Here is a 26,371-nt window from a genome sequence, read left to right on the forward strand (position 1 = left end):
CGCAGACCGGAAAAAATCCCCGCGTGGCCTGGCGACTACTGTTAGGCTTAAAACAGATATGTCGCTCAGTAAAGGAGTTTAAATGGCAACGCGCATCGAATTTCACAAGCATGGTGGCCCGGAAGTACTGCAAGCCGTGGAGTTTACTCCTGCCGATCCAGCAGAGAATGAAATCCAGGTCGAAAATAAAGCGATTGGCATCAATTTTATCGACACGTATATCCGCAGCGGCCTTTATCCGCCGCCATCACTGCCCAGTGGATTAGGCACCGAAGCGGCTGGCATAGTAAGTAAAGTCGGCAGTAGTGTGAAACATATTAAAGCAGGCGATCGCGTGGTCTATGCGCAGGCGGCATTAGGGGCTTACAGTTCTGTGCATAACGTCAATGCTGATAAAGCAGCGATTCTGCCAGCAGCGATCTCTTTTGAGCAAGCTGCCGCCTCGTTCCTGAAAGGCTTAACGGTTTATTATCTGCTGCGTAAAACCTATGAAATCAAACCTGACGAGCAATTCCTGTTTCATGCCGCGGCGGGTGGTGTGGGCCTGATAGCTTGTCAGTGGGCGAAAGCCTTAGGGGCGAAACTTATTGGCACCGTGAGCACCGCGCAAAAAGCACAAAGTGCCATAAAAGCCGGGGCATGGCAGGTGATTAACTATCGCGACGAAAATCTGGTCGAGCGATTAAAAGAGATCACCGACGGCAAGAAAGTGCGCGTGGTATACGATTCCGTAGGCAAAGATACCTGGGAACGGTCGCTGGATTGTCTGCAACGTCGCGGTTTAATGGTCAGTTTTGGCAACTCATCAGGCGCGGTTACCGGTGTGAACTTAGGCATTCTCAATCAGAAAGGCTCGCTGTATGTGACGCGCCCTTCCTTGCAAGGCTATATCACCACGCGGGATGAGTTAACCGAAGCCAGTAATGAACTGTTTTCATTAATTGCCAGCGGCGTGATTAAGGTCGATGTCGCGGAGCAACAAAAATATCCGCTGAAGGATGCGCGGCGCGCGCATGAGATTCTGGAAAGCCGGGCAACGCAGGGTTCCAGTCTACTGATCCCATAAAGAAATTGGGCTTCCACCTGGGAAGCCCTTTCTTTTATAGTTCGGCTGTATGTAGGGTACAGCTCGATGAATTTGTTTGACGCGCAATAGTGACAGATTTGATTATCAATTCCTATTTTGTTCTAAGGATAAAACCTTAGGTTGTGATCATCCGCACAATCCCTTAGTAACGCCAGCGGTCATAGCGCTGATATTTCGGCACTTTTGGTGCTTTAATCGTCTTGATTACCCACACTACTGCAATCGCCAACAACAGCCACGGCAACAACTTGATCATCAATGCCAGCATACCGCCGAGGAACATAATGGCCGTCGCCACAACCAGCGCGGCGATAATACCCAGCAACGAAACACCAGTGACCATCAACATGACAAAAAAGCCAATAACGAAAAGTAGTTCCAGCATGATGTTCTCCCAAAAATGAAATCTCTTGCTGCCATTACAAGAATCATGCCAAAAACTAATATATTGATTTATCAAAGAAAACGCCCCGCGACCGTGCGCAGGGCGTAGTGAATTTGACTACTTTATGGTGAAAAATTAACGCTTGTCCGCCACCAGTTTGAGCGCGTGTTCCAGCACGTTAATATCGGCACCTGCTTTATGGGCATTTTCACTTAAATAACGCCGCCACTGCCGCGCGCCAGGGATCCCCTGGAACAACCCCAACATATGGCGGGTGATATGACCGAGATACGTACCCTGGCTAAGCTCGCGTTCAATGTACGGATACATGGCTCGTACCACCGCCACCGGATCGGCATCGGTATCCGAGGAACCAAAAATCTCACGATCCACCGCCGCCAGAATGCCGGGGTTTTGATACGCCTCGCGCCCGACCATCACACCATCCATATGTTGCAAATGCGCTTTAGCCTCTTCCAGCGACTTAATACCACCGTTAATCGACATCGTCAGATGCGGGAAATCACGCTTCAGTTGATAGACGCGCGGGTAATCGAGCGGCGGGATTTCACGGTTTTCTTTCGGACTTAAACCAGAAAGCCAGGCTTTACGCGCGTGGATGATAAACATCTCGCATTCACCTTTGCCGGAAACGGTGTTGATGAAATCACAGAGAAATTCATAACTGTCCTGATCATCAATGCCAATACGCGTTTTCACCGTCACCGGAATCGACACCACATCGCGCATCGCTTTCACGCAGTCGGCTACCAATTGCGCATTGCCCATCAGGCACGCGCCAAACATCCCGTTCTGCACCCGGTCAGATGGGCAGCCAACATTCAGGTTGATCTCATCGTATCCGCGCGCTTGTGCCAGCTTCGCACATTGCGCCAGCGCCGCCGGATCGCTTCCACCCAACTGCAACGCCACCGGATGCTCTTCTTCACTGTACGCCAGGTAATCACCTTTACCGTGAATAATCGCCCCGGTGGTCACCATTTCGGTATAGAGCAACGTATTGCGGGAAAGCAGACGCAGGAAATAGCGGCAGTGTCTGTCCGTCCAGTCGAGCATAGGAGCAATCGAGAAACGGTGTGCGGGATAAGCGGTTTGTGATTCTGCTGACATGGCGATTTTTTAAGCATCCGGTGAATTTGGGGCGCTACTATAGCATAACGAATATGCGATCAGGCAATGTGACAGCTATGTCCCCTGTTCTCGGCGTTTAAGTGAGAACTATGGTAAAGTAAGGACATTCTTAACCCCACTTTGAGGTGCCCAATGGAAAAGACCACAACGCAGGAGTTATTAGCGCAGGCTGAGAAACTCTGTGCGCAGCGAAATGTGCGCCTGACCCCGCAGCGCCTGGAAGTGTTGCGTTTGATGAGTCTGCAGGAAGGGGCAATCAGCGCCTACGATCTGCTTGATTTGCTGCGTGAAGCCGAGCCGCAAGCCAAGCCGCCAACGGTTTATCGCGCACTAGATTTTCTGCTTGAGCAGGGTTTTGTACATAAGGTGGAATCCACCAACAGCTATGTGCTCTGCCATCTGTTCGATCAGCCAACTCATACCTCCGCAATGTTTATTTGCGATCGCTGCGGCGCAGTGAAAGAAGAGTGTGCGGAAGGTGTAGAAGACATCATGCATACACTGGCGGCAAAAATGGGTTTTGCCCTGCGGCATAATGTGATTGAAGCGCACGGATTATGTGCAGCGTGCGTGGAAGTAGAAGCGTGTCGCCATCATGATCAGTGCCAGCATGACCACTCTGTACAGGTGAAAAAGAAACCACGTTAAGAGGGCGTACGTCCTTGTACACATCGGGCAGGAGGGATTAATTACCAGCGGTAATCATGGCGTTTTTCCCAGCTATCAACCTCTTTCTCTGCCTGATCTTTCTGGTAACCGTAACGTTCCTGGATTTTACCCACTAACTGGTCACGTTTACCTTCAATGACCGTCATATCATCATCGGTCAGTTTTCCCCATTGCTCTTTCACTTTACCTTTGAACTGTTTCCAGTTACCGCCGACTTCGTCTTTATTCATATTCAAGTCCTCATCGTTAGGTGGTGAATGAGAGTACGCTCGCTTTTCTTCTGAACGTGGGATTAAGTGTAGTCAGGAATTTGGCTCAGGATTATTTATTCAGAATTTTTAACCATCACGTTTCAGCAAACCAGGTTCCATTGCGCCAGTGACGCCGCCAGATAGCCGCCAGAGAAAGCCCGCGCAGAGCCAGAAAGACGGTTAATGCCAACCACAACCCATGATTACCCAACCACGGCAATGTGAGTAACGTAAGTGCAAAACCTGCCGCTGCCACTGCCATGCTGTTTCGCATTTCGGCGGCGCGCGTTGCGCCAATAAACATGCCATCCAGCAGATAACACCAGACTCCCACCAGCGGCAAAATGACCTGCCAGATAAGGTAACGATCGGCCAGATTCTGAATTTGGGTTAACGAGGTCAGCAACGCGATAATGTGTTCCCCTGCCAGCAGATAAACTACAGAAAACAACAGTGCCACGACACCTGACTGGCGGCACGCTGCGCGCCAGATATCCAGCAATTGACTACCGTCACGCGCGCCATACGCCTGACCAGAATGCGCTTCAACGGCGTAGGCAAAGCCATCCAACGCATAGGCGGTGAAGGTGAGTAACGTCATCAGAACCGCGTTAACAGCGATAATATCGCTCCCCAGCCGCGCGCCAATAACCGTTATTGCGCCAAAGCAGAGTTGCAACAGCAATGAGCGAAGCATGATGTCGCGGTTAAGCGCCAGTAAGCGACGGAAATTTCCTCGCCAGGCTGTTTTCAGCATTTCGCCGGAGATACCGCGCAGTTTGAGGATTTTACGTACCATGAGCAGACCAATCAGCAACGTCGCATATTCTGCAACAACCGTCGCCAGCGCTGCGCCCTGCACGTTCATATGCAGTCCCATCACCAGCCAGATATCCAGCACAATGTTGAGGATATTGCCAACCACTAACAAAATCACTGGCGCACGGGCATATTGCACACCGAGCAACCAGCCAAGCAGCACCAGATTCGCCAGCGACGCCGGGGCGCTTAGCCAACGGATTTCAAGAAAGCGCCGCGCCTGTTCCAGCACTGCTTCGCTACCGCCAACAATATGCAGCGCCAGATCGATAATCGGCGTACGCAGTAGAGCAATCAACGCCCCAGCCCCCAACGCCAACAGCAACGGCTGCACCAGCGCCCGCGCTAATGCCTGAGGATTTTGAGCACCAAAAGCCTGTGCAGTAAGCCCGGTAGTACTCATACGCAAAAACAGCAACAGCATAAAGAGAAAGCTGGTCGCCGTTGCACCAACCGCCACGCCGCCCAGATAAACCGGACTATCAAGATGACCAATAACCGCCGTATCAACCAACCCCAGCAAGGGAACGGTAATATTGGAGAAGATCATGGGTAAGGCGAGATGCCAGAGCGCTTTATCAGATGAAGTGAGGAATGCCATGCCGACAAGCCTGATGAAGAGAGATGAAAAACAAACCGCGACGCCAGGCGGCATCGCGGTATCAGAGATATATTACAGCCAGTCGCCGTTGCGAATAACCCCAACTGCCAGCCCTTCAATAGTGAAGCTCTGCTGACGAAGGTCAACGACAATCGGTTTAAACTCACTGTTTTCTGGCAGCAGTTCGACTTTATTACCCTGCTTTTTCAGACGTTTAACGGTAACTTCGTCATCAATACGCGCGACAACGACCTGACCATTACGTACATCCTGGGTTTTATGCACTGCCAGCAGATCGCCATCCATAATGCCGATATCTTTCATCGACATCCCGCTGACGCGCAGCAGGAAATCGGCATTCGGTTTGAACAGGGAAGGATCGACCTGATAATGACCTTCAATATGCTGTTGCGCCAGAAGCGGTTCACCAGCAGCCACACGGCCTACCAGCGGCAGCCCTTCTTCCTCTTCATGCAACAGACGGATCCCGCGCGATGCGCCGGAAACAATTTCAATAACGCCTTTGCGTGCCAGCGCCTTCAGATGTTCTTCAGCCGCATTTGGGGAACGGAACCCCAAACGCTGCGCGATTTCCGCACGCGTCGGCGGCATACCTGTCTGGCTGATGTGATCACGAATGAGATCAAACACCTCTTGCTGCCTGGCCGTTAACGCTTTCATTCCGCCCCCTGGGTGTATATACAGTTATGCTGTGAGTATATACAGCAAAAGGTGATTTTGGAACCATAAACTGCACAATAAACCAGAGATTTATCGAATTCTGGAAGGGTTATCCAAAATGCGACCATAACAGGATGCACCAGGTAATCACTGCGACGATAATCGCGATCAACACCGCCGCGGACCCCATATCTTTCGCTCGCCCGGAAAGCTCATGGTATTCGGAGCCAATACGGTCAACTACGGCCTCGATGGCGCTATTGAGAATTTCTACGATCATGACCAACATGACGGAGCTAATAAGCAGTACGCGGGTTATCGCGTCCACATCCAGCCAGCAGGCGATGATCACCGCCAACAATACCGCAACGCCTTCCTGACGGAATGCCGCTTCGTTGATCCATGCTGCGCGTAACCCTTTCCAGGAATAGCCAGCAGCTTTGATAATTCGAGTGAATCCAGTGGTATTATTGGCCATTGAAAGAACCTTTTTACATTATGAGCGTCAATATCAGTGTACCGTTAAATCCGATGACTCGGGTTTGCATAACGCCGCGCGAAACATGAGCGGATACCACAGAATTTCCCATGACTTTCTGCTATCCTTGCCGCGCATTTGCATTATTAACCAGAGGCTTTACATCGTTTATGTCCGGCTGGCCACGAATTTACTACAAATTACTGAATTTACCATTAAGCATCCTGGTAAAAAGCAAGTCTATTCCGGCAGATCCTGCCCCGGAACTGGGACTCGATACCTCTCGTCCAATTATGTACGTTTTACCGTACAACTCAAAAGCGGATTTGCTGACGTTGCGCGCCCAGTGTCTGGCACATGATCTGCCCGACCCATTAGAGCCGCTGGAGATCGACGGCACGCTGCTGCCACGCTATGTGTTTATTCACGGCGGGCCGCGTGTTTTCACCTATTACACGCCAAAAGAAGAATCCATTAAGCTGTTCCACGATTATCTCGACCTGCACCGAAGCAACCCGAATCTGGATGTGCAGATGGTGCCGGTATCGGTGATGTTTGGTCGTGCGCCGGGGCGCGAAAAAGGCGAAGTAAACCCACCGTTGCGTATACTCAACGGCGTGCAGAAATTTTTCGCCGTACTGTGGCTTGGTCGCGACAGTTTTGTGCGTTTCTCGCCGTCAGTTTCGCTGCGTCGCATGGCTGATGAACACGGCACGGATAAAATTATCGCCCAGAAACTGGCGCGCGTGGCACGTATGCACTTTGCCCGCCAGCGCCTTGCTGCCGTGGGTCCACGCCTGCCTGCCCGTCAGGACTTGTTCAATAAGCTACTTGCCTCCCGCGCCATTGCCAAAGCGGTAGAAGATGAAGCCCGCAGCAAAAAAATCTCCCATGAAAAAGCGCAGCAAAACGCTATTGCGCTGATGGAAGAGATTGCGGCGAACTTCTCTTACGAGATGATCCGCCTGACTGACCGTATTCTGGGCTTCACCTGGAACCGGCTTTATCAGGGCATCAACGTCCATAACGCCGAGCGCGTTCGCCAGTTGGCCCACGACGGTCATGAGCTGGTATATGTGCCTTGCCATCGCAGTCACATGGACTACCTGCTGCTCTCTTACGTGCTGTATCACCAGGGGCTGGTGCCGCCGCATATCGCCGCTGGGATCAACCTGAACTTCTGGCCTGCCGGGCCGATTTTCCGCCGTCTGGGTGCGTTCTTTATTCGCCGTACGTTTAAAGGCAATAAACTCTACTCCACAGTTTTCCGCGAATATCTCGGTGAACTGTTCAGCCGTGGTTATTCCGTTGAGTACTTTGTGGAGGGTGGGCGTTCGCGAACGGGGCGTCTGCTTGATCCAAAAACCGGCACCCTGTCGATGACCATTCAGGCGATGCTGCGTGGCGGTACACGCCCGATTACGCTGATTCCGATCTACATCGGTTATGAACACGTCATGGAAGTGGGGACTTACGCCAAAGAACTGCGCGGTGCGACGAAAGAGAAAGAGAGCCTGCCACAGATGCTGCGCGGCTTAAGCAAACTGCGTAATCTTGGACAGGGCTATGTCAACTTCGGTGAACCAATGCCGTTGATGACCTATCTCAACCAGCATGTGCCGGACTGGCGCGAATCAATCGACCCCATCGAAGCGGTGCGTCCAGCCTGGTTAACGCCGACGGTGAATAACATTGCCGCCGATCTGATGGTACGCATTAACAACGCAGGGGCGGCAAACGCCATGAACCTGTGCTGTACTGCGCTTCTGGCGTCACGTCAGCGCTCACTCACCCGCGAGCAGTTAACCGAGCAACTCAACTGTTATCTCGATTTGATGCGCAACGTGCCTTACTCCGCGGATTCAACGGTGCCTTCAGCCAGCGCCAGTGAGCTTATCGATCACGCGCTGCAGATGAACAAGTTTGAAGTCGAGAAAGACACCATCGGTGACATCATCATTCTGCCGCGTGAGCAAGCGGTGCTGATGACCTACTATCGCAACAATATTGCGCATATGTTGGTTCTGCCTTCACTGATGGCGGCAATTGTAACGCAGCATCGCCACATCTCCCGCGACGTATTGATGGAGCACGTCAATGTGCTGTATCCAATGCTGAAAGCAGAGCTGTTCCTACGCTGGGATCGCGACGAATTACCGGGTGTGATTGATGCGCTGGCGAATGAGATGCAACGTCAGGGGCTGATTACGCTGCAAGATGATGAATTGCATATCAACCCGGCGCATTCCCGCACGCTTCAGTTGCTTGCCGCAGGTGCGCGCGAAACGCTGCAACGTTATGCCATCACTTTCTGGCTGCTGAGCGCCAACCCGTCAATCAACCGCGGTACGCTGGAAAAAGAGAGCCGCACCGTGGCACAACGTCTCTCTGTGCTACACGGCATCAACGCACCGGAGTTCTTCGACAAAGCGGTGTTCAGTTCTCTGGTGCTGACGCTGCGTGATGAAGGGTATATCAGCGACAGCGGCGACGCCGAACCGGCAGAGACGATGAAGGTGTACCAGTTGCTGGCGGAGTTGATTACATCCGATGTGCGTTTGACGATTGAGAGTGCGACGCAGGGCGAAGGGTAATTGGTGAGCGTTGCCGGATGCGGCGAAACCGCCTTATCTGGCCTACCATGACCTGCAAATTCAATAAATTGCGATGTGTTATGTAGAGCTGATAAGCGCAGCGCATCAGGCAGCTTTTCACAGAAAAAAGCCGGATAATGGACTGCACCCCAAAAGTTGGACACCCAACTGATTAAGGTGCAGTCCATAATCATCCGACTTTTTTTACATCATCAGAAATGCCAGTAACTCATTGCCAGCCCTAAAAATAGTACCAGGCCAACATAGTTATTATTCATAAACGCTTTAAAGCAGGCTTCACGCTCGCGGTTGGCAATCAGTTTTTGTTGATAAACAAACAGCGCGCCCGCTACCAGAATTGACCAGTAATATCCCCAGCCTAAGCCATTTAACTCGCCAATAATCGCCATCAGTACCAGTACGCCGACCTGCAAAATGCCGATAATCAACTTATCGTATTGACCAAACAAGATTGCCGTGGACTTAATGCCAATCTTTACGTCGTCGTCACGGTCAACCATCGCGTACTGAGTATCGTAAGCCACCGCCCAGAGAATATTGGCGAGGAACATCAGCCAGCAGCTTAACGGTACTGACTCACTCACTGCGGCAAAAGCCATTGGAATCGACCAGCCAAACGCCGCGCCCAGCACCACTTGCGGTAGATGGGTATAACGTTTCATAAATGGGTAAACCCATGCCAGCACCAGCGCAGCAATCGACAACAGAATGGTCATCGTATTCAGCGTCAGCACCAGTAAGAACGAAATTAGCACCAGCACCACAAACAGTGTGCGCGCCTCTTTCTCAGTCACCGCGCCACTGGGAAGCGGTCGGTTTGCCGTGCGCTTAACATGACCGTCAAACTTACGGTCAGCATAGTCATTCACTACACAACCGGCGGCGCGCATTAGCCAGACGCCAGCAACAAACACCGCCAGGATCCAGAGCTGGGGAACACCTGGTGTCGCCACCCATAGCGCCCACAAAGTTGGCCAGAGCAGCAGTAACGCGCCAATTGGCTTATCCGTACGCATTAAGCGGTGAAACGCCAGCAGCTTATTTTGCGTCAGACTCCACTCCATATTTTTTTCCTCTTAGTACAACGGTGATGCCGGTAAAAACAGTTCGGTCAGCAGCAGCGGCTTACCGCTTAATCGCAGGCGGGAACGTCGTCCCCACAGTCCGGCATCACGGCCTATCTCAATAAAGTCCCGGGTTAATGTCGATGATGTGAACAGATAGCGCCCTAACGGCGTTTTACCCAATTTTTGTAACGCCAGCTCAGGGCCACTTAACGTTGACACAGGAACGACGGTACGCCCGGCAAGCCAGGGTTCACCATCAGCACATAACAAAATTTCACGTAACCAGTAACGAGACTCTTTCGGCAGCAGCGGCAATTCTTCGGGGATTTCATTCTGCTCGACAAACCCTTCGCGGATCATCGTCACACTCACCGTTTTTCCCTGCTGTTCAAAACGTTTGGTCATGGAATCTTCCAGCAACAACCAGTCGAGCAGTTGCGGTTCCAGCGCAGGGATCTCTGCAAAATAGCGCAGCGCACGCAGTTGCGTTAACGCGGGGTGTGACATGCCGAACTCTCCGTTACATAACGTAAAGGCATTGTATCGCAGAAAAGCGTTAACGGGAGATGTAAAGCATATTAAGTGATCTAATACGCAACAATAACGCAACAATCACCAAGGGAGAGAAAAAAAAGGTGCATCAGAAGACGCACCAGTTGTTGCAAAATCAGCACTGTGGGGCGTAATTACCCCTTGCCTTTTACACTGCTGATAAAGGTGGAACGGGCAGATGTCGATCCCAGACGTTCAGCTTCATCAAGCAGTTTTAACGCCTTATCAACATCACCTTTCGCGACAGCGTTTTTGATCGCGGTATTAAAATAACTTTCCGTGTCGTTGAGCATAGGTTCGCTTTTCTTCGCTGACACTGGAGCAGGCGCAGCTACGGCTGGCGCTGCCGTGTTGCCTACCGTAACCGGAGCAGGAGCGGAAGAACCAAACAGCGGCCCTACCAACACGCTGGAGCTGGAGTTGGTCTTCACTTTCAGCTTCAGCAAGCCATCAGTGGTATGACGGGCAACCGGATCTGGAATATCCGGCACCGAGTTACCAACGCCTTTGGCATAGGCTTTTGCCGGGTCGAGCAGTTGGGTCGTCTGCTGGAGATCTTTTTCAGTGGTAAAGACCAGAACATAAAGCTTTTGCTGCCCCAGTGCTGGCGTCAGGCGCATAACCCCTTCCAGGCGATCGGCACTCATGACGCCGGGTTCCTGATAGGTGAAATAACTGCTGGGGAAGAAGGCCGATGGCGTCATGTTTTGATCAAGAATCAGCACATTCGGCGCAAATACGCTGGTTTGTTTGTTCACTTCACTGGTCAGCGTCAGAGTAAGCTCGCCAATATTGGCCGGAACGCTGTATGCGGCAACCGGGCCACTGATACCAGGGATGTTCAGTTGTTGGCCGCCGGTCGCCAGTTGGGTCGTCTGAGTCTTAGATTGGTCGACCGGTGTCCAGGTTAATTGTTGCAGCGCGGCAGATGGAATGGCTGGCGCGTCGCTGGTGTTTTGCGGTACGTAGTTGACGTTGGCCAGGCTGATTCCAGGCGCACTCGCCAGCACCCCTGCTGATAAACAGAGGGCGATGAGACTTTTATTCATTTTCATTGTTTTCACCTCAAAATCTGGAGTTCAGCGGTGGCCAGGCAATAGCGCGCTAAACCCGATAAACAGAGGGGCTTACGCCCTTTATAGATAATGACAACCTGTTTTTACGCATCAGGCAATTGTGGGTTACGATGGCATCGCGATAGCCTGCTTCTCTTCAAGCAGCTTCTCGACCACGCCAGGATCGGCAAGCGTCGAGGTATCGCCCAGGTTGCTGGTATCGCCCGCCGCAATTTTGCGCAAAATACGGCGCATAATTTTGCCGGAGCGGGTTTTAGGCAGGGAGTCGGTCCAGTGCAGCACGTCTGGCGTCGCCAGCGGGCCAATCTCTTTACGCACCCAGTTGCGGACTTCTGCGTACAGTTCTGGTGACGGTTCCTCCCCGTGATTAAGCGTGACGTAGGCGTAAATCGCCTGGCCTTTAATATTGTGCGGAATACCGACCACCGCGGCCTCGGCTATCTTCGGATGCGAAACCAGCGCCGATTCAATCTCCGCAGTCCCCAGACGGTGACCAGAAACGTTCAGTACATCGTCCACACGCCCGGTGATCCAGTAATAACCATCTTCATCACGACGCGCGCCGTCGCCGCTGAAATACATATTTTTGAAGGTGGAGAAATAGGTCTGTTCAAAACGTTCATGATCGCCAAACAGCGTACGCGCCTGGCCCGGCCAGGAGTCAGTCATCACCAGGCTGCCTTCGGTCGCGCCCTCCAGCGGATTGCCTTCGTTATCTACCAGTGCCGGTTGCACACCGAAGAACGGACGCGTTGCCGAACCGGCTTTCAGTTCGGTAGCGCCAGGAAGTGGGGTAATCATGAAACCGCCGGTTTCGGTCTGCCACCATGTGTCGACCACCGGGCATTTCTCGTTGCCGATCTTCTTCCAGTACCACTCCCACGCTTCCGGGTTTATTGGCTCGCCTACTGAACCGAGAATGCGCAGCGACGAACGGTCGGTGCCTTCAATCGCTTTATCGCCTTCCGCCATCAGTGCGCGAATGGCTGTTGGCGCGGTATAGAGAATATTGACCTGATGCTTATCCACCACTTGCGCCATACGGGCAGGCGTCGGCCAGTTTGGCACACCTTCAAACATCAGCGTGGTCGCGCCGCAGGCCAGCGGGCCGTACAGCAAATAACTGTGCCCGGTAACCCAGCCCACATCGGCGGTACACCAGTAGATATCACCCGGATGATAATCAAAGACGTATTTAAAGGTGAGCGCCGCGTAAACCAGATAACCGCCGGTAGTGTGCAGCACGCCTTTCGGTTTTCCGGTAGAACCGGAGGTATAAAGAATAAACAGAGGATCTTCGGCGTTGACCTCTTCCGGCTGGTGCTGATCGCTGGCTTGCTCAACCAGGTCGTGCCACCACAGGTCGCGGCCTTCCTGCCAGCCGATTTTTCCGCCAGTACGCTTCAGTACAATGACATGTTCAACGCTGGTGACATTCGGGTTTTTCAGTGCGTCATCAACGTTTTTCTTCAGCGGAATGCTGCGCCCGGCACGCACGCCTTCATCAGAGGTGATCACCAGTCGTGAGTTAGAGTCGATAATGCGCCCGGCCACCGCTTCCGGCGAGAAGCCGCCGAAAATCACCGAATGCACCGCGCCAATACGGGCGCAGGCCAGCATTGCGACCGCAGCTTCCGGCACCATTGGCATATAAATCGCCACAACATCGCCTTTTTTAATGCCCAGCCCGAGCAGGGTATTGGCGAAGCGGCAAACGTCGCGATGCAGCTCTTTATAGCTGATATGTTTGCTCTGGCTGGCGTCGTCGCCTTCCCAGATGATGGCGGTACGATTGCCATTTTCTTGTAAATGGCGATCAAGGCAGTTTGCCGCCAGATTCAGCGTGCCGTCTTCGTACCATTTAATCGAGACGTTACCCGGGGCAAAGGAGGTGTTTTTCACCTTCTGGTACGGTTTGATCCAGTCGAGAATTTTTCCCTGTTCGCCCCAAAAAGTATCTGGTGCGTTAATGGATTGTTGGTACATCGCCTCATACTGCTGAGGGTTTATCAGGCAATGGTCTGCGATGTTGGCAGGAATAGTGTGTTTGTGAATTTGACTCATGCTTTTGTTCTCCTTGTAGGATGTTAATAATATGTGGCATAAGCGTTAAATGTAGGGGTATTGGTAGTTTTGTTTAGTATTTGGGCGGCAGATCACGCAAAAGCAGAATAGTGCAAATAAACGGCAGGGTATTTTTGAAGGTCACTAACAAAAGTTGATTAATTCTTTGAGGAACATGCAGTTATGCATACCGTTGGAAACGGGAAAAATACCGACTAACTCTAAAATGGTATTTTACATGCACTTACAATTGATTAAAGACAACATTCAGAGTGTGGTTATTTGTTACACATAGGGGCGAGCAATGTCATGACAGTGTATGTGCGGTTACTGTTATGAAAAAACAATAAAAACTGCCATTGCCTCAATGGCAAAATTTGGATGAAGCCCCTATGACAAGGATAAAAATAAACGCACGCCGTTTCTTCAGCTTGTTGGTTCCTTTTTTCTTTCTCACTTCTGTTCACGCTGAACAAACGGCCGCTCCCGCGAAACCTGTAACTGTGGAAGCGAAGAATGAAACCTTTGCCCCGCAGCATCCCGATCAATATCTCTCCTGGAAAGCCACCTCGGAACAGTCAGAGCGTGTTGACGCACTGGCGGAAGATCCACGACTGGTGATCCTGTGGGCGGGGTATCCTTTCTCGCGCGATTACAACAAACCGCGCGGCCATGCCTACGCCGTTACCGATGTGCGCGAAACCCTGCGTACCGGTGCGCCGAAAAATGCCGAAGATGGCACGATGCCAATGGCCTGCTGGAGTTGTAAAAGCCCGGACGTGGCGCGTTTGATCCAGAAAGACGGAGAAGATGGTTACTTCCACGGTAAATGGGCGCGCGGGGGCCCGGAAATCGTCAACAACCTGGGCTGCGCTGACTGCCATAACACCGCTTCGCCAGAGTTCGCCAAAGGCAAACCAGAGTTAACTCTTTCCCGTCCGTATGCGGCACGTGCGATGGAAGCCATTGGTAAGCCTTTTGAGAAAGGTGGTCGTTTTGACCAGCAGTCGATGGTCTGCGGTCAGTGCCACGTGGAGTATTACTTTGACGGTAAAGATAAAGCCGTTAAATTCCCGTGGGATAACGGCATGAAAGTCGAAAATATGGAGCAGTATTACGACAAAATTGCCTTCTCCGACTGGACCAACTCCCTGTCGAAAACGCCGATGCTGAAAGCGCAACACCCGGAATATGAAACCTGGACTGCGGGCATTCATGGCAAAAACAACGTGACCTGCATCGACTGTCACATGCCGAAAGTGCAGAACGCGGAAGGCAAACTCTACACCGACCATAAAATTGGCAATCCGTTTGATAACTTCGCCCAGACTTGTGCGAACTGTCATACCCAGGACAAAGCCACGCTGCAAAAAGTGGTCGCGGAGCGTAAACAGTCGATTAATGACCTGAAAATCAAGGTTGAGGATCAACTGGTTCACGCTCACTTCGAAGCGAAAGCGGCACTGGATGCAGGCGCTACGGAAGCCGAGATGAAGCCGATTCAGGACGACATCCGTCATGCCCAGTGGCGTTGGGATCTGGCGATCGCTTCCCACGGCATTCATATGCATGCACCGGAAGAAGGTCTGCGGATGCTCGGCACGGCGATGGATAAAGCCGCTGATGCGCGTACCAAACTGGCGCGCCTGCTGGCGACCAAAGGTATCACCCATGAAATCCAGATCCCGGATATCTCGACCAAAGAGAAAGCCCAGCAGGCAATTGGCCTGAACATGGAACAAATCAAGGCCGAGAAGCAGGACTTTATCAAAACGGTGATCCCGCAGTGGGAAGAGCAGGCACGTAAAAACGGTCTGTTAAGCCAATAACCCCGTTCCGCCTCGCAAGGGGCGGAAAACACAATGGAGTGAATATGAGCGTATTACGTTCGTTATTAACTGCCGGGGTGCTGGCGTCGGGTCTGTTGTGGAGCCTGAACGGAATTACCGCTACCCCTGCAGCGCAGGTATCTGATGATCGCTACGAAGTTACCCAGCAGCGTAACCCGGACGCCGCCTGTCTGGACTGTCATAAGCCAGACACCGAAGGTATGCATGGCAAACATGCTTCCGTTATCAACCCGAATAACAAACTGCCGGTTACCTGCACCAACTGTCACGGCCAGCCGTCGCCGCAACATCGCGAAGGGGTGAAAGATGTGATGCGCTTTAACGAGCCGATGTACAACGTTGGAGAGCAGAACAGTGTCTGTATGTCCTGTCATCTACCGGAACAGTTGCAAAAAGCATTCTGGCCGCACGATGTTCATGTCACTAAAGTGGCGTGCGCCAGTTGTCATTCCCTGCATCCACAGCAAGATACGATGCAGACGTTAAGTGACAAAGGACGGATTAAGATTTGCGTCGATTGCCACAGCGATCAGCGCACCAATCCGAACTTTAACCCGGCGTCTGTTCCGTTGCTTAAGGAGCAGCCATGACCTGGTCTCGTCGCCAGTTTCTCACCGGCGTCGGCGTGCTGGCAGCCGTCAGCGGCACCGCAGGGCGCGTGGTGGCGAAAACGTTGAATATCAATGGCGTGCGTTACGGCATGGTGCATGACGAGTCGTTATGCATCGGCTGTACCGCCTGTATGGATGCTTGTCGGGAAGTGAACAAGGTGCCGGAAGGTGTTTCGCGCCTGACGATTATTCGCAGCGAGCCGCAGGGCGAATTTCCTGATGTGAAATATCGCTTCTTCCGTAAGTCTTGCCAGCACTGTGACCATGCGCCGTGCGTTGACGTCTGCCCGACCGGTGCATCTTTTCGCGATGCCGCCAGCGGGATTGTCGATGTTAATCCGGATCTCTGCGTCGGTTGTCAGTACTGCATCGCCGCCTGTCCGTACCGCGTGCGCTTTATCCATCCGGTCACGAAGACCGCGGACAAATGCGACTTCTGCCGTAAGACCAATTTGCAGGCCGGTAAGCTGCCCGCGTGCGTTGAGGCTTGCCCGACGAAGGCGCTGACATTTGGCAATCTGGATGATCCCAACAGTGAAATTTCAAAACTGCTGCGCCAGAAAACCACTTACCGCTACAAGCTGGCGCTGGGAACCAAGCCGAAGCTGTACCGCGTGCCGTTTAAATACGGGGAGGTAAGCCAATGACTCAGGCTTCCGCATTTCATTTTGAATCGCTGGTGTGGGACTGGCCGATTGCCATCTATCTGTTTTTAGTGGGAATTTCTGCGGGGTTGGTGACGCTGGCTGTGTTGCTGCGTCGTTTCTATCCACAGGTGGGCGGTGCAGACAGTACGTTGCTGCGTACCACGCTGTTTGTCGGGCCTGGCGCGGTGATCCTCGGTTTGTTGATCCTCGTCTTCCACCTGACGAAGCCGTGGACCTTCTGGAAACTGATGTTCCACTACAGTTTTACCTCGGTGATGTCGATGGGGGTGATGCTGTTTCAGCTCTACATGGTGGTGCTGGTGCTGTGGCTGGCGAAAATCTTTGAACAAGATTTGCTTGCCCTGCAACAACGCTGGTTGCCGAAGTTGGGGAGCGTGCAAAAGGTTCTGACCCTGCTGACGCCTGTTCATCGCGGACTGGAAACGCTGATGCTGGTGCTGGCGGTGTTGCTGGGGGCTTATACCGGTTTTCTGCTGTCGGCGCTGAAATCGTATCCGTTCCTCAATAACCCGATTCTGCCGGTGCTGTTCCTGTTCTCCGGCATCTCGTCCGGTGCGGCAGTGGCGCTGATCGCCATGGCGATACGCCAGCGCAATAACCCGCATTCCACGGAAGCGCACTTTGTTCACCGTATGGAAATACCCGTTGTATGGGGTGAAATCTTCCTGCTGGTGGCGTTTTTCGTCGGTCTGGCGTTGGGCGATGACGGTAAAGTGCGGGCGCTGGTGGCAGCATTGGGCGGCGGTTTCTGGACAGGGTGGTTCTGGCTTGGCGTTGTCGGGCTGGGGCTGATTGTGCCAATGCTGCTCAAACCGTGGGTGAATCGCAGTTCCGGCATTCCCGCCGTGCTGGCGGCGTGTGGAGCCAGCCTGATCGGTGTGTTGATGCTGCGCTTTTTCATTCTCTACGCTGGGCAGTTGACGGTGGCGTAGGCCAGAAAAGAGGTGGTTTCTGGACGTATTCCTTCCTGAAGTCGGTTTTCTGGCGTTGTTGTTAAGTCTCGGGGTCAACGTGTTGACCCCGTTGACGACCTTCGTGGGTGTGCGACTGCGCTGGCCTGCTATGATGCGGCTCACCAGCATCGGCACTCTGGCACAGTTCGCGCTCCTGCTGCTTGCCTTTGGCGTACTGACGTATTGTTTTCTCACCAGCGATTTCTCGGTTATTTATGTCGCTCAACATAGCTACAGTTTGCTGTCGTGGGAACTCAAACTGGCGGCGGTGTGGGGCGGTCATGAAGGTTCGTTGCTGCTTTGGGTGCTGTTGCTTTCCGCCTGGAGCGCGTTGTTTGCCTGGCATTATCGGCAGCAAACCGGGTCGCTATTTCCGCTCACGTTAGCCGTTTTATCTCTCATACTCGCCGCGCTGCTGCTGTTTTTGTTGCTGTGGTCTGATCCCTTTGTGCGCATATTCCCACCAGCAATCGAAGGCCGCGATCTCAATCCGATGCTGCAGCATCCAGGTCTTATCTTCCATCCGCCGCTGCTTTATCTCGGCTATGGCGGTTTGATGGTGGCGACGAGTGTGGCGCTGGCGAGTTTACTGCGCGGCGAGTTTGATGCAGCCAGCGCCCGTGTCTGCTGGCGATGGGCGCTGCCGGGGTGGTGTGCATTAACGGCGGGGATCATCCTCGGTTCCTGGTGGGCCTATTGCGAACTGGGTTGGGGCGGCTGGTGGTTCTGGGACCCGGTGGAAAACGCCTCCTTATTACCCTGGCTTTCTGCCACTGCGCTGCTGCACAGTTTGTCTCTGACTCGTCGACAGGGAATTTTCCGCCACTGGTCGCTGTTGCTGGCGATAGTTACGCTGATGCTGTCGCTGTTGGGTACGTTGATTGTTCGTTCCGGCATTCTGGTTTCGGTTCATGCGTTCGCGCTGGATAACGTTCGCGCCGTGCCGCTGTTCAGCCTGTTTGCACTGATTAGCCTTGCGTCTTTGGCGCTGTATAGCTGGCGGGCGCGGGACGGTGGCTCTGCGGTGCGTTTTTCGGGGTTATCGCGGGAAATGTTAATTCTCGCAACGCTGTTACTGTTTTGCGCGGTGCTGCTGATCGTACTGGTGGGAACGCTGTATCCGATGATTTACGGCCTGCTGGGCTGGGGGCGTCTCTCCGTTGGTGCGCCGTATTTTAATCGCGCGACATTACCGTTTGGTTTGTTGATGCTGGTGGTGATTGTGCTGGCGACGTATGTCTCTGGCAAACGTGCACCGCTTCCGGCGCTGCTGGCACATTCTGGCGTACTGTTATTTGCCGCCGGGATCGTGGTTTCCAGCATTAGCCGTCAGGAGATCAGCCTGAATTTACAGCCGGGTCAGCAGGTGACGCTGGCGGGTTACACCTTCCGTTTTGAACGCCTCGATCTGCAAGCCAAAGGCAATTACACCAGCGAAAAAGCGGTAGTGGCGCTGTTTGACCATCAGCAACGTATTGGTGAACTGACGCCGGAGCGGCGTTTTTATGAAGCGCGCCGTCAGCAAATGATGGAGCCGTCTATTTGCTGGAACGGCATCCATGACTGGTATGCAGTGATGGGGGAGAAAACCGGGCCAGATCGATACGCTTTTCGTTTGTATGTACAAAGCGGCGTGCGCTGGATCTGGGGGGGAGGGTTGTTGATGATTGCGGGTGCATTGCTAAGCGGATGGCGGGGGAGAAATCGCGATGAATAAATTGCTTCTCACGTTACTGTTGATATTTGCCTGTTTTGCACACGCCCAGGTCGTAGACACCTGGCAATTCGCCAATCTGCAACAACAGGAACAGGCGTTAAATATTGCCAGTCAGTTACGTTGCCCGCAGTGTCAGAATCAGAACTTACTGGAATCCAACGCGCCGGTGGCAGTCAGTATGCGTCATCAGGTTTACAAGATGGTGGCGGAGGGGAAAAGCAAAGCTGAGATTGTCGGCTGGATGACCGAACGCTACGGTGATTTTGTCCGCTATAACCCACCACTGACCAGCCAGACGCTGCTCCTGTGGGCGCTGCCAGTGGTGTTGTTACTGCTGATGGCGCTGATCCTCTGGCGGGTGAGGGGGAAACGATGAAACAGCCTCAAGTGCCGGTAAAAACGCTGGTGGCGCTGGCGGTTGTGATGGCGCTGCTCTGTATCGGCGGTTATCTGTTAAGTCCGAAATGGCAGGCGGCACGTGCGGAGTATCTGCGCCAGCGCGATCCGTTACATCAGTTTGCCAGCCAGCAAACACCGGAGACACAGCTTCAGGCATTGCAGGATAAAATTCGCGCCAACCCGCAAAATAGCGAACAGTGGGCGCTGCTGGGCGAGTATTACCTGTGGCAAAACGATTACAGTAATTCGCTGCTGGCGTACCGTCAGGCGCTGCGACTGCGCGGTGAGAACGCTGAACTGTACGCGGCGCTGGCGACGGTGCTTTATTACCAAGCCAGCCAGCATATGACCGCCCAGGCTCGTGCGATGATCGACAAAGCTCTGGCGCTGGACGAAAACGAAATCACCGCCCTGATGCTGCTGGCTTCTGATGCGTTTATGCAGGCGAACTACGCGCAATCCATCGAACTATGGCAAAAAGTGATGGATCTCAACTCACCCAGGGTAAACCGGACACAGTTGGTTGAGTCGATTAATATGGCAAAACTGCTGCAGCGGCGATCGGATTAATCATCCGGAGCTGAAGATTATGTTATTGAGCTGCATAAAAATTAACCGAATGAACGCATTCAGAAAATAATCACCAATTAGTATTATTGCAAATTAAACAAATAAAAATCTTTCCATAACAAATGGTTATGCATTAATCTTGCCATAAACTCGCGTTATTATGCATTAATGCAGCGAAAAGCTCTGTTGTTAAAGGGTTGCGCAACATACCGCGCAAATGATACTGATCATAAGCGTTAAAAAAATCTACAAACCAACGCAACACAATTCATGCCCTGGCAGTATGTCACGTTCTCACGTTTTTGAACGGGAGAGCGGCGCTCCATTGAGGAAGTTATTCTGATGAAAAATATAAAATTCAGCCTGGCCTGGCAGATTCTGTTTGCTATGGTGCTGGGCATTCTCCTGGGAAGTTACCTGCACTACCATAGCGACAGCCGCGAATGGCTGGTCGTCAATTTGCTCTCTCCGGCGGGTGATATTTTTATCCACCTGATCAAAATGATTGTTGTGCCGATTGTTATCTCTACGCTGGTTGTTGGGATTGCAGGTGTTGGTGATGCTAAACAACTCGGACGAATTGGCGCGAAAACCATTATCTACTTCGAGGTGATCACCACCGTCGCTATCATTCTGGGGATCACTCTGGCGAACGTCTTCCAGCCCGGTTCCGGGGTGGATATGTCGCAGTTGGCGACTGTCGATATTTCGAAATATCAGAGCACCACGGAAGCGGTACAAAGCAGTTCCCACGGCATAATGGGCACTATTTTGTCGCTGGTGCCGACGAACATTGTGGCGTCGATGGCGAAAGGCGAAATGCTGCCGATCATCTTCTTCTCGGTGCTGTTTGGTCTGGGACTTTCCTCCCTACCCGCGACGCATCGTGAACCGTTGGTGACCGTGTTCCGCTCCATCTCCGAAACCATGTTTAAAGTGACTCACATGGTGATGCGTTACGCGCCGATTGGTGTGTTTGCGTTGATTGCGGTGACAGTAGCTAACTTTGGTTTTTCTTCTCTGTGGCCGCTGGCGAAACTGGTGCTGCTGGTGCATTTTGCCATTCTGTTCTTTGCGCTGGTGGTGTTGGGAATTGTGGCGCGCCTGTGCGGGTTAAGCGTCTGGATCCTGATTCGTATTCTGAAAGACGAGCTGATTCTGGCGTACTCCACTGCCAGCTCTGAAAGTGTGCTGCCGCGGATTATCGAGAAGATGGAAGCCTACGGCGCACCAGCGTCAATCACCAGTTTCGTGGTGCCAACTGGTTACTCCTTTAACCTCGATGGTTCGACGCTGTATCAAAGTATTGCCGCTATCTTCATCGCCCAGTTGTATGGCATTGACTTGTCCATCTGGCAGGAAATCATTCTGGTACTGACGCTGATGGTGACCTCGAAAGGGATTGCTGGCGTGCCGGGCGTGTCGTTTGTGGTGCTGCTGGCAACGCTGGGTAGCGTGGGGATCCCGCTGGAAGGCCTGGCGTTTATTGCCGGTGTTGACCGTATCCTCGATATGGCGCGTACTGCGCTGAACGTGGTGGGTAATGCGCTGGCGGTGCTGGTAATTGCCAAGTGGGAACACAAATTTGACCGCAAAAAGGCGATGGCCTACGAGCGTGAAGTGCTGGGCAAATTTGATAAGACGGCGGATCAGTAATTGAAGATTGCCGGGAAGTTATATCCACCCGGCAATGTGTGGATGCCTGATGCGACGCTTACCGCGTATCAGGCCTACGCCAGACTGCACAATAGCCTGATTTAGCGTAATTTTTGTAGGTCGGATAAGGCGTTTACGCCGCATCCGACACCCCAATTTTAGCCATTAGTTAACTTTTCAAATTCTTCACATCCGGTATCAAACCCTTCCATACAGCTCAGGTTCAACCAGTGCAGCGCCTTTTGTTTGTTCTTCTCGATAAAACCTTCTTCACCGTTTAAGAACATCATTCCCGCCCAGTACTCGGAATACCCGGTACGGGAAATGGTAGAGCTACGCTTGAAATACCAGGTTGCTTTGTCATCGTCGGCCTTGATGCCCACGCCGTTGGCGTAAATTAAGCCAAGCAGCATTTGGGCATCAACGGCGGAGTCGTTCTCCAAATCTTCCGAGGCGTTTTCTAACAGTGAAATCGCTTTCGGATAATCCGGTTTACCTGCCTGGGTATTAACCAGAATATGTGCCAGCGTCACTTCACCTTCTTTACTGCCCGCTTGCGCCGCTTTTTCGGCAAGCACTTTTGCTTGTGGATAGTCCAGACTGACCGGATTAGTGATTTTGATCTGCGCTAACAGCGCGCAGGCATCGGCATCACCGCTGTCAGCGGCTTTCTGTGCCCAATATTCGGCTTTGCTCAAGTCGCCGGAGCTAAACCAGCTATCGGCAAGAAAATATTGTGCGCGTTTATCTCCGGCCTCTGCTGCCTTTACATACTGGCTGCCTGGCTCGGAGTCGTCCGCGTGGGCAAAAAATGTCAAAAATAACATCAAAGTGATAATTTTTTTCATTTTGATAATGAGGTTTGGTAGGGTATAGACAGTATAAAGTGTTCGGATGGACAAAAAAACAACTGTAAAAAGACCTGCAGGCAGAATGATTTAATGCGATGTAAGGATTTTTAATCCATCCGATGCTCACCTTTTTCCAGAGCGTTGCGATCGAAAAATCGCTGAATTTTCCCCCCATCCATCATTGCCGCCCGGTCAGACATGTGCGCGATGACATCTGCATCGTGGCTGACCAGCAGATAGGTCATTTGGTGCTTCCGCTTCAGTTGATTCAACAAATTAAGAATTTCCGCTTGTACCGACATATCCAGTGCTGAGGTGGGTTCATCCAGCAGAAGAAGTTGTGGCCGTAATAATAGGGCGCGAGCAATAACCATACGTTGTCGCTGACCACCGGAAAGTTGATGCGGGTAGCGGCGAGCGGCGTCGGCAGGTAAACCAACTTGTTCCAGTGCGGTATGGACGTGTTTTTCTATTTCACGTTCACCACGGATTTTGAGCGGTTCAGCCAGCGTTCGCCACAACGTATGATTGGGATGCAATGAGGCATAGGGATCCTGAAACACCATTTGCACATTGCGGCGGAGATCGCCCTGAAAACGCATGCCTGGTTTGATGGTGTGCCCAAACAGCGATACCTGGCCGCGCCAGTCGCGCTGTAATCCGGCAATTACGCGCAAAATTGTGGATTTTCCACAGCCTGATTCGCCAATTAAGCTAAATGTTTCTCCGGCATTAACCGAAAAACTGGCGGCTGAAACTGCGGTTTTCTCAGCAAAAGTAACCTGCAAGTGATTAATTTCAACAATCGTCATGGTATTTCTCCGGCGTCATCTCCGTCCTGTCCAGCGTCGGCAGCATCTGTCCGTAAGTTTGCGCACTCGGGCGGCAAGTCCACAGTGTGCGCGTGTAAGGGTGTGTTGCTGTGGGTAGCGCATCGGCGCGCATTTCATCCACCTTACTTCCCTGATACATCACCAGCACCCGGTGGCAAAATTGGGCAACTAATGGCAGGTCGTGACTGATCAGCAGCATCGCCATCTGTCGTTGTTCACACAGGGTCACCAGCAGTTCCAGAATCTGATTGCGCAGGCGAACATCCAGTGCCGATGTTGGCTCATCGGCAATCAATACCCGGGGATTGTTGATGAGCGCAATTGCAATCATCACTCGCTGCCCCATCCCGCCAGAAAGTTCTCGTGGATAGCTTTGCAACACTCGCGTATTAAGGCCGACAGCCTGAATTGCGGTATTTATTTTCTCTTCTTTTTCGCGGCGACTCAGGCGTTGGTGAAGCGTAAGTGCCTCTTCCAGTTGCGCTTTCACAGTTTTCACAGGATTAAGTGCATAACGCGGATCTTGCAATACCATTGCGATATCGTTACCGCGCAGTTGTTGCCATCCACGCGCGTTAAGGGTGAGCGCATCACGACCCAGGATGTTAAGTGTGTCTGCGGTTACCACTCCGGGTTTGCGTACCAGCCCCATCAGGGCGCGGGCGGTCATGGACTTACCCGAACCTGACTCACCGACCAGCGCCAGACGCTCATTGCCTAATGTAAAACTGATATTGTTAACGACCCGGGAACCCGGATAGTCGACACAGAGATTGTTGATACTAAGGCGCGGATCAGTCATGTTGTGGCTCCAGAACATCGCGCAAGCCATCGCCCAGTAGATTAAAGGCCAGGCTGGCAATTAAGATAATTGCGCCGGGCGCGGCGGCAATCCACCATTGATCGAAAATGACCTGCATACCATCAGCGATCATGGCTCCCCATTCCGCCATTGGCGGACGAGCACCAAGACCAAGAAAACCCAGGCCAGCAGCCGCCAGAATGATGCCTGCTAAATCCAGCGCCAGGCGGACAATGGCCGATGGCAGGCACAATGGCAAAATATGACCAATAAGCAGACGCCAGCCGCGGATGCCCATCATCTCTGCAGCAGCAAGATAATCACTGTGTCGTAGACGTTGGATCTCACTGCGCGCCTGACGCGCATAAGCGGGCCAGGTGGTTAACGCCAGCGCCAGCGCGCCGTTAACCAGCCCCGGCCCCAGCATGGCAACGAAAGCAAAGGCCAGAATCAAACGCGGCATTGACATCACCACGTCAGTAAAACGCATCAGCACGCGTTCCAGCCAGCCGCCATAGTATCCGGATAAAATGCCAATCAGCAGGCCGACCGGGAGTGTAATGATGGTCACCAGTGCCACCAGACCCAGCGCTGGTCGGCTGCCGTAGATTAAACGTGAAAGCAGATCTCGCCCGTAACTATCTGTTCCGAGCCAGTGCTGGCTACCCGGCGCTTGTAACCGTGCAGCCGCATCCTGCCAGTTAGGATCGTGAGGAGCCAGCCACGGCGCGAAGAGCGCAATTAGCATCAATAACAGGATAATTATCAAACCGCAGAACGCGGCGGGTGAATGACGCAAACGGCGTAAAAAGAGAAACATCGGCATCAGCGCAACCTCGGATCGGTCAGCCGGACCAGCAGGTCGGTGAGGTTATTTATCAACACAAAGCAGACGCCAATCAGCAATGTTCCCCCCATGATTGCTGTAGTGTCGCCCGCGAACAGCGCCGTGGTGAGATAGCGCCCAATGCCCGGCCATGAAAAGACAGTTTCTGTCAGTACCGCGCCTTCCAGCATCGATGTATAGGCGAGAGCGATAACGGTGAGCAAGGTGCCGCGAATGTTGGGCAAAACATGACGTAGCAAAATTGTCATCTCGCTGGCCCCTTTGGCGCGCGCCAGCAGAATATATTCTTTATTCATTTCGCCAAGACAAGCGGAACGTGTCAGGCGCGTAATACTGGCGAGAGAGAAGTACGCCAGTAATAAAACCGGCAGTATCAAATGGTTGATGGCATTGGTAAACGCCTCGCGATCGCCAGAAAGCCACGTATCAATCAGCGCAAATCCGCTGCGGGGTTCAATGGTGAATTGATAAATATCATCCAGCCGGCCCGGTCCGGCACTCCATTGCAGTCTGGCGTAAAACAGTGCCAGCATCAGCAGACCAAGCCAAAAAATGGGGACGGAATTTCCCAGCAGAGTCAGTGTCCGCACGGCGAAATCCAGCGGTGAACCGACATAACGGGCGCAAAGTACACCCGCAATAACGCCGACAACGGAGCCGACAATAAGCGCCAACGTCGCCAGTTCCAGGGTCGCCGGAAACGCCGATAGCAAGTCCTGGAGAACCGGTTGCCCGGTAGCGCTGGCAATGCCGAGATCGCCGTGAGCCAGATTCACCAGGTAATGCCAGAACTGGACGGCTAACGGTTGATCTAACCCTAACTGGTGGCGCACCTGATCATAGGTGGACTGGCTGGCGTGATCGCCAACGATTTGCAGTACCCGATCGACCGGTGAGAGGGCCGAAAGCGCAAAGGTAATCAGCAGCAGGCCGAGCAACGTCAGAGAGACGGTAAACAGTCCCTGCAAGAGCGCGAGCAGAGGGCGTTTGCCTCGCCATCTCGCGTGAGTGGAAAAAGCGGCAGACATGATCTTTCCATACAGTGAAAAATCAGCGACTGGTCTACAGTGCGGGCCAGCCCTGGTAACCGCGCCCGATAACGTTGTCGGGCGCGAGT

26 protein-coding genes are annotated in these 26,371 nt (G+C 52.7%); 11 read left to right on the forward strand and 15 right to left on the reverse strand.

The features are described from left to right. Nucleotides 1-82: 82 nt before the first annotated feature. Nucleotides 83-1,066, forward strand: a complete 984-nt coding sequence (locus ESM_RS0108565; RefSeq protein ID WP_000235536.1) for a quinone oxidoreductase — start codon at nucleotides 83-85, stop codon at nucleotides 1,064-1,066. A 163-nt stretch (nucleotides 1,067-1,229) separates the two neighbouring features. Here ESM_RS0108565 and pspG read toward each other — a convergent pair whose 3' ends face one another. Together pspG and dusA are read right to left on the reverse strand one after the other, a co-directional pair. Beyond that, nucleotides 1,230-1,472, reverse strand: coding sequence for an envelope stress response protein PspG (gene pspG, locus ESM_RS0108570; RefSeq protein WP_000891405.1), 243 nt, complete (start codon nucleotides 1,470-1,472; stop codon nucleotides 1,230-1,232). Nucleotides 1,473-1,607: 135 nt separating this feature from the next. Beyond that, the gene (gene dusA, locus ESM_RS0108575) at nucleotides 1,608-2,603 is read right to left on the reverse strand and encodes a tRNA dihydrouridine(20/20a) synthase DusA (RefSeq protein ID WP_001272039.1); all 996 of its coding nucleotides are present in this window, start codon (nucleotides 2,601-2,603) and stop codon (nucleotides 1,608-1,610) included. A gap of 153 nt (nucleotides 2,604-2,756) precedes the next feature. On the opposite strand from dusA, the gene zur reads away from it, so the two are divergent. Continuing rightward, the gene (gene zur, locus ESM_RS0108580; protein ID WP_000416265.1) at nucleotides 2,757-3,272 is read left to right on the forward strand and encodes a zinc uptake transcriptional repressor Zur; all 516 of its coding nucleotides are present in this window, start codon (nucleotides 2,757-2,759) and stop codon (nucleotides 3,270-3,272) included. 41 nt (nucleotides 3,273-3,313) lie between these two features. On the opposite strand, the gene ESM_RS0108585 is transcribed toward zur, so the two are convergent. From ESM_RS0108585 to dgkA, 4 genes are all read right to left on the reverse strand, one after another. Beyond that, entirely contained in the window at nucleotides 3,314-3,523 is a 210-nt protein-coding gene (locus ESM_RS0108585; protein ID WP_001030602.1) for a CsbD family protein, read from the reverse strand. A 115-nt stretch (nucleotides 3,524-3,638) separates the two neighbouring features. Beyond that, nucleotides 3,639-4,964: an MATE family efflux transporter DinF gene (gene dinF, locus ESM_RS0108590; RefSeq protein ID WP_001517569.1), complete on the reverse strand. Its 1,326-nt coding sequence runs from the start codon at nucleotides 4,962-4,964 to the stop codon at nucleotides 3,639-3,641. A 72-nt stretch (nucleotides 4,965-5,036) separates the two neighbouring features. Further along, a complete protein-coding gene (lexA, locus tag ESM_RS0108595; protein ID WP_000646076.1) occupies nucleotides 5,037-5,645 on the reverse strand; it encodes a transcriptional repressor LexA in 609 nt (202 codons plus the stop codon). A gap of 109 nt (nucleotides 5,646-5,754) precedes the next feature. Further along, nucleotides 5,755-6,123 (reverse strand): diacylglycerol kinase, encoded by a 369-nt coding sequence (gene dgkA, locus ESM_RS0108600; RefSeq protein ID WP_000002905.1) that lies wholly within the window; start codon nucleotides 6,121-6,123, stop codon nucleotides 5,755-5,757. A gap of 170 nt (nucleotides 6,124-6,293) precedes the next feature. Between dgkA and plsB the strand changes: the two genes are divergently transcribed. Next, nucleotides 6,294-8,717, forward strand: coding sequence for a glycerol-3-phosphate 1-O-acyltransferase PlsB (gene plsB, locus ESM_RS0108605; RefSeq protein ID WP_001517568.1), 2,424 nt, complete (start codon nucleotides 6,294-6,296; stop codon nucleotides 8,715-8,717). Nucleotides 8,718-8,929: 212 nt separating this feature from the next. Here plsB and ubiA read toward each other — a convergent pair whose 3' ends face one another. The 4 genes from ubiA to acs all read right to left on the reverse strand — a co-directional run bounded on the left by ubiA (nucleotide 8,930) and on the right by acs (nucleotide 13,497). Continuing rightward, nucleotides 8,930-9,802, reverse strand: a complete 873-nt coding sequence (ubiA, locus tag ESM_RS0108610) for a 4-hydroxybenzoate octaprenyltransferase (RefSeq protein ID WP_000455236.1) — start codon at nucleotides 9,800-9,802, stop codon at nucleotides 8,930-8,932. A 12-nt stretch (nucleotides 9,803-9,814) separates the two neighbouring features. Next, complete coding sequence (gene ubiC / locus ESM_RS0108615; RefSeq protein WP_000019214.1) at nucleotides 9,815-10,312, reverse strand: chorismate lyase; 498 nt, start codon at nucleotides 10,310-10,312, stop codon at nucleotides 9,815-9,817. Between the two features lie 179 nt (nucleotides 10,313-10,491). Continuing rightward, complete coding sequence (gene malM, locus ESM_RS0108620; protein WP_001517567.1) at nucleotides 10,492-11,412, reverse strand: maltose operon protein MalM; 921 nt, start codon at nucleotides 11,410-11,412, stop codon at nucleotides 10,492-10,494. Between the two features lie 126 nt (nucleotides 11,413-11,538). Further along, nucleotides 11,539-13,497, reverse strand: coding sequence for an acetate--CoA ligase (acs, locus tag ESM_RS0108625; RefSeq protein WP_000078190.1), 1,959 nt, complete (start codon nucleotides 13,495-13,497; stop codon nucleotides 11,539-11,541). 392 nt (nucleotides 13,498-13,889) lie between these two features. Between acs and nrfA the strand changes: the two genes are divergently transcribed. The 8 genes from nrfA to gltP all read left to right on the forward strand — a co-directional run bounded on the left by nrfA (nucleotide 13,890) and on the right by gltP (nucleotide 21,921). Beyond that, the gene (nrfA, locus tag ESM_RS0108630; RefSeq protein WP_000196871.1) at nucleotides 13,890-15,326 is read left to right on the forward strand and encodes an ammonia-forming nitrite reductase cytochrome c552 subunit; all 1,437 of its coding nucleotides are present in this window, start codon (nucleotides 13,890-13,892) and stop codon (nucleotides 15,324-15,326) included. A 44-nt stretch (nucleotides 15,327-15,370) separates the two neighbouring features. Continuing rightward, the gene (nrfB, locus tag ESM_RS0108635) at nucleotides 15,371-15,937 is read left to right on the forward strand and encodes a cytochrome c nitrite reductase pentaheme subunit (protein WP_010377524.1); all 567 of its coding nucleotides are present in this window, start codon (nucleotides 15,371-15,373) and stop codon (nucleotides 15,935-15,937) included. Beyond that, entirely contained in the window at nucleotides 15,934-16,605 is a 672-nt protein-coding gene (gene nrfC, locus ESM_RS0108640) for a cytochrome c nitrite reductase Fe-S protein (protein ID WP_000220276.1), read from the forward strand. Before nrfB ends, nrfC begins: the two co-directional genes overlap by 4 nt. Then, nucleotides 16,602-17,558 (forward strand): cytochrome c nitrite reductase subunit NrfD, encoded by a 957-nt coding sequence (gene nrfD, locus ESM_RS0108645; RefSeq protein WP_000189603.1) that lies wholly within the window; start codon nucleotides 16,602-16,604, stop codon nucleotides 17,556-17,558. The genes nrfC and nrfD overlap by 4 nt, the downstream gene beginning before the upstream one ends. A gap of 19 nt (nucleotides 17,559-17,577) precedes the next feature. Then, nucleotides 17,578-19,296, forward strand: a complete 1,719-nt coding sequence (locus tag ESM_RS0108650) for a heme lyase CcmF/NrfE family subunit (RefSeq protein WP_071985555.1) — start codon at nucleotides 17,578-17,580, stop codon at nucleotides 19,294-19,296. Continuing rightward, complete coding sequence (gene nrfF / locus ESM_RS0108655; RefSeq protein ID WP_001037812.1) at nucleotides 19,289-19,672, forward strand: heme lyase NrfEFG subunit NrfF; 384 nt, start codon at nucleotides 19,289-19,291, stop codon at nucleotides 19,670-19,672. The genes ESM_RS0108650 and nrfF overlap by 8 nt, the downstream gene beginning before the upstream one ends. After that, nucleotides 19,669-20,265: a heme lyase NrfEFG subunit NrfG gene (nrfG, locus tag ESM_RS0108660; RefSeq protein ID WP_000812997.1), complete on the forward strand. Its 597-nt coding sequence runs from the start codon at nucleotides 19,669-19,671 to the stop codon at nucleotides 20,263-20,265. Before nrfF ends, nrfG begins: the two co-directional genes overlap by 4 nt. Nucleotides 20,266-20,607: 342 nt before the next feature. Beyond that, nucleotides 20,608-21,921, forward strand: coding sequence for a glutamate/aspartate:proton symporter GltP (gene gltP, locus ESM_RS0108665; RefSeq protein ID WP_000789606.1), 1,314 nt, complete (start codon nucleotides 20,608-20,610; stop codon nucleotides 21,919-21,921). A gap of 158 nt (nucleotides 21,922-22,079) precedes the next feature. Here the strand turns inward: gltP and yjcO are convergent, their stop codons facing one another. From yjcO to ESM_RS0108690, 5 genes are all read right to left on the reverse strand, one after another. Further along, nucleotides 22,080-22,769 (reverse strand): Sel1 family TPR-like repeat protein YjcO, encoded by a 690-nt coding sequence (gene yjcO, locus ESM_RS0108670; RefSeq protein WP_000720930.1) that lies wholly within the window; start codon nucleotides 22,767-22,769, stop codon nucleotides 22,080-22,082. 110 nt (nucleotides 22,770-22,879) lie between these two features. After that, on the reverse strand, nucleotides 22,880-23,584 hold the full coding sequence (locus ESM_RS0108675; RefSeq protein WP_000156932.1) for an ABC transporter ATP-binding protein: 705 nt from the start codon (nucleotides 23,582-23,584) through the stop codon (nucleotides 22,880-22,882). Continuing rightward, nucleotides 23,571-24,407 (reverse strand): ABC transporter ATP-binding protein, encoded by an 837-nt coding sequence (locus ESM_RS0108680; RefSeq protein WP_000131887.1) that lies wholly within the window; start codon nucleotides 24,405-24,407, stop codon nucleotides 23,571-23,573. The genes ESM_RS0108675 and ESM_RS0108680 overlap by 14 nt, the downstream gene beginning before the upstream one ends. Then, nucleotides 24,400-25,233, reverse strand: coding sequence for an ABC transporter permease (locus ESM_RS0108685; RefSeq protein WP_001131973.1), 834 nt, complete (start codon nucleotides 25,231-25,233; stop codon nucleotides 24,400-24,402). The genes ESM_RS0108680 and ESM_RS0108685 overlap by 8 nt, the downstream gene beginning before the upstream one ends. Beyond that, nucleotides 25,233-26,282, reverse strand: a complete 1,050-nt coding sequence (locus ESM_RS0108690; protein WP_001271210.1) for an ABC transporter permease — start codon at nucleotides 26,280-26,282, stop codon at nucleotides 25,233-25,235. The genes ESM_RS0108685 and ESM_RS0108690 overlap by 1 nt, the downstream gene beginning before the upstream one ends. Nucleotides 26,283-26,371 lie beyond the last annotated feature (89 nt).

This window comes from Escherichia sp. TW09308 (genome assembly GCF_000208565.1).
GTDB lineage: Bacteria > Pseudomonadota > Gammaproteobacteria > Enterobacterales > Enterobacteriaceae > Escherichia > Escherichia marmotae.

What these genes read in the sequence shown, in the direction of transcription:
- nrfC (WP_000220276.1), top strand. Translation starts at nt 15,934, where the DNA reads ATGACCTGGTCTCGTCGCCAGTTTCTCACCGGCGTCGGCGTGCTGGCA.
- nrfB (WP_010377524.1), top strand. Translation starts at nt 15,371, where the DNA reads ATGAGCGTATTACGTTCGTTATTAACTGCCGGGGTGCTGGCGTCGGGT.
- malM (WP_001517567.1), bottom strand. Translation starts at nt 11,412, where the DNA reads ATGAAAATGAATAAAAGTCTCATCGCCCTCTGTTTATCAGCAGGGGTG.
- ubiC (WP_000019214.1), bottom strand. Translation starts at nt 10,312, where the DNA reads ATGTCACACCCCGCGTTAACGCAACTGCGTGCGCTGCGCTATTTTGCA.
- dgkA (WP_000002905.1), bottom strand. Translation starts at nt 6,123, where the DNA reads ATGGCCAATAATACCACTGGATTCACTCGAATTATCAAAGCTGCTGGC.
- ESM_RS0108680 (WP_000131887.1), bottom strand. Translation starts at nt 24,407, where the DNA reads ATGACTGATCCGCGCCTTAGTATCAACAATCTCTGTGTCGACTATCCG.
- ESM_RS0108585 (WP_001030602.1), bottom strand. Translation starts at nt 3,523, where the DNA reads ATGAATAAAGACGAAGTCGGCGGTAACTGGAAACAGTTCAAAGGTAAA.
- gltP (WP_000789606.1), top strand. Translation starts at nt 20,608, where the DNA reads ATGAAAAATATAAAATTCAGCCTGGCCTGGCAGATTCTGTTTGCTATG.
- nrfA (WP_000196871.1), top strand. Translation starts at nt 13,890, where the DNA reads ATGACAAGGATAAAAATAAACGCACGCCGTTTCTTCAGCTTGTTGGTT.
- zur (WP_000416265.1), top strand. Translation starts at nt 2,757, where the DNA reads ATGGAAAAGACCACAACGCAGGAGTTATTAGCGCAGGCTGAGAAACTC.
- dusA (WP_001272039.1), bottom strand. Translation starts at nt 2,603, where the DNA reads ATGTCAGCAGAATCACAAACCGCTTATCCCGCACACCGTTTCTCGATT.
- ESM_RS0108685 (WP_001131973.1), bottom strand. Translation starts at nt 25,233, where the DNA reads ATGCCGATGTTTCTCTTTTTACGCCGTTTGCGTCATTCACCCGCCGCG.
- plsB (WP_001517568.1), top strand. Translation starts at nt 6,294, where the DNA reads ATGTCCGGCTGGCCACGAATTTACTACAAATTACTGAATTTACCATTA.
- nrfF (WP_001037812.1), top strand. Translation starts at nt 19,289, where the DNA reads ATGAATAAATTGCTTCTCACGTTACTGTTGATATTTGCCTGTTTTGCA.
- ubiA (WP_000455236.1), bottom strand. Translation starts at nt 9,802, where the DNA reads ATGGAGTGGAGTCTGACGCAAAATAAGCTGCTGGCGTTTCACCGCTTA.
- dinF (WP_001517569.1), bottom strand. Translation starts at nt 4,964, where the DNA reads ATGGCATTCCTCACTTCATCTGATAAAGCGCTCTGGCATCTCGCCTTA.
- lexA (WP_000646076.1), bottom strand. Translation starts at nt 5,645, where the DNA reads ATGAAAGCGTTAACGGCCAGGCAGCAAGAGGTGTTTGATCTCATTCGT.
- acs (WP_000078190.1), bottom strand. Translation starts at nt 13,497, where the DNA reads ATGAGTCAAATTCACAAACACACTATTCCTGCCAACATCGCAGACCAT.
- ESM_RS0108565 (WP_000235536.1), top strand. Translation starts at nt 83, where the DNA reads ATGGCAACGCGCATCGAATTTCACAAGCATGGTGGCCCGGAAGTACTG.
- nrfG (WP_000812997.1), top strand. Translation starts at nt 19,669, where the DNA reads ATGAAACAGCCTCAAGTGCCGGTAAAAACGCTGGTGGCGCTGGCGGTT.
- pspG (WP_000891405.1), bottom strand. Translation starts at nt 1,472, where the DNA reads ATGCTGGAACTACTTTTCGTTATTGGCTTTTTTGTCATGTTGATGGTC.
- ESM_RS0108690 (WP_001271210.1), bottom strand. Translation starts at nt 26,282, where the DNA reads ATGTCTGCCGCTTTTTCCACTCACGCGAGATGGCGAGGCAAACGCCCT.
- yjcO (WP_000720930.1), bottom strand. Translation starts at nt 22,769, where the DNA reads ATGAAAAAAATTATCACTTTGATGTTATTTTTGACATTTTTTGCCCAC.
- nrfD (WP_000189603.1), top strand. Translation starts at nt 16,602, where the DNA reads ATGACTCAGGCTTCCGCATTTCATTTTGAATCGCTGGTGTGGGACTGG.
- ESM_RS0108675 (WP_000156932.1), bottom strand. Translation starts at nt 23,584, where the DNA reads ATGACGATTGTTGAAATTAATCACTTGCAGGTTACTTTTGCTGAGAAA.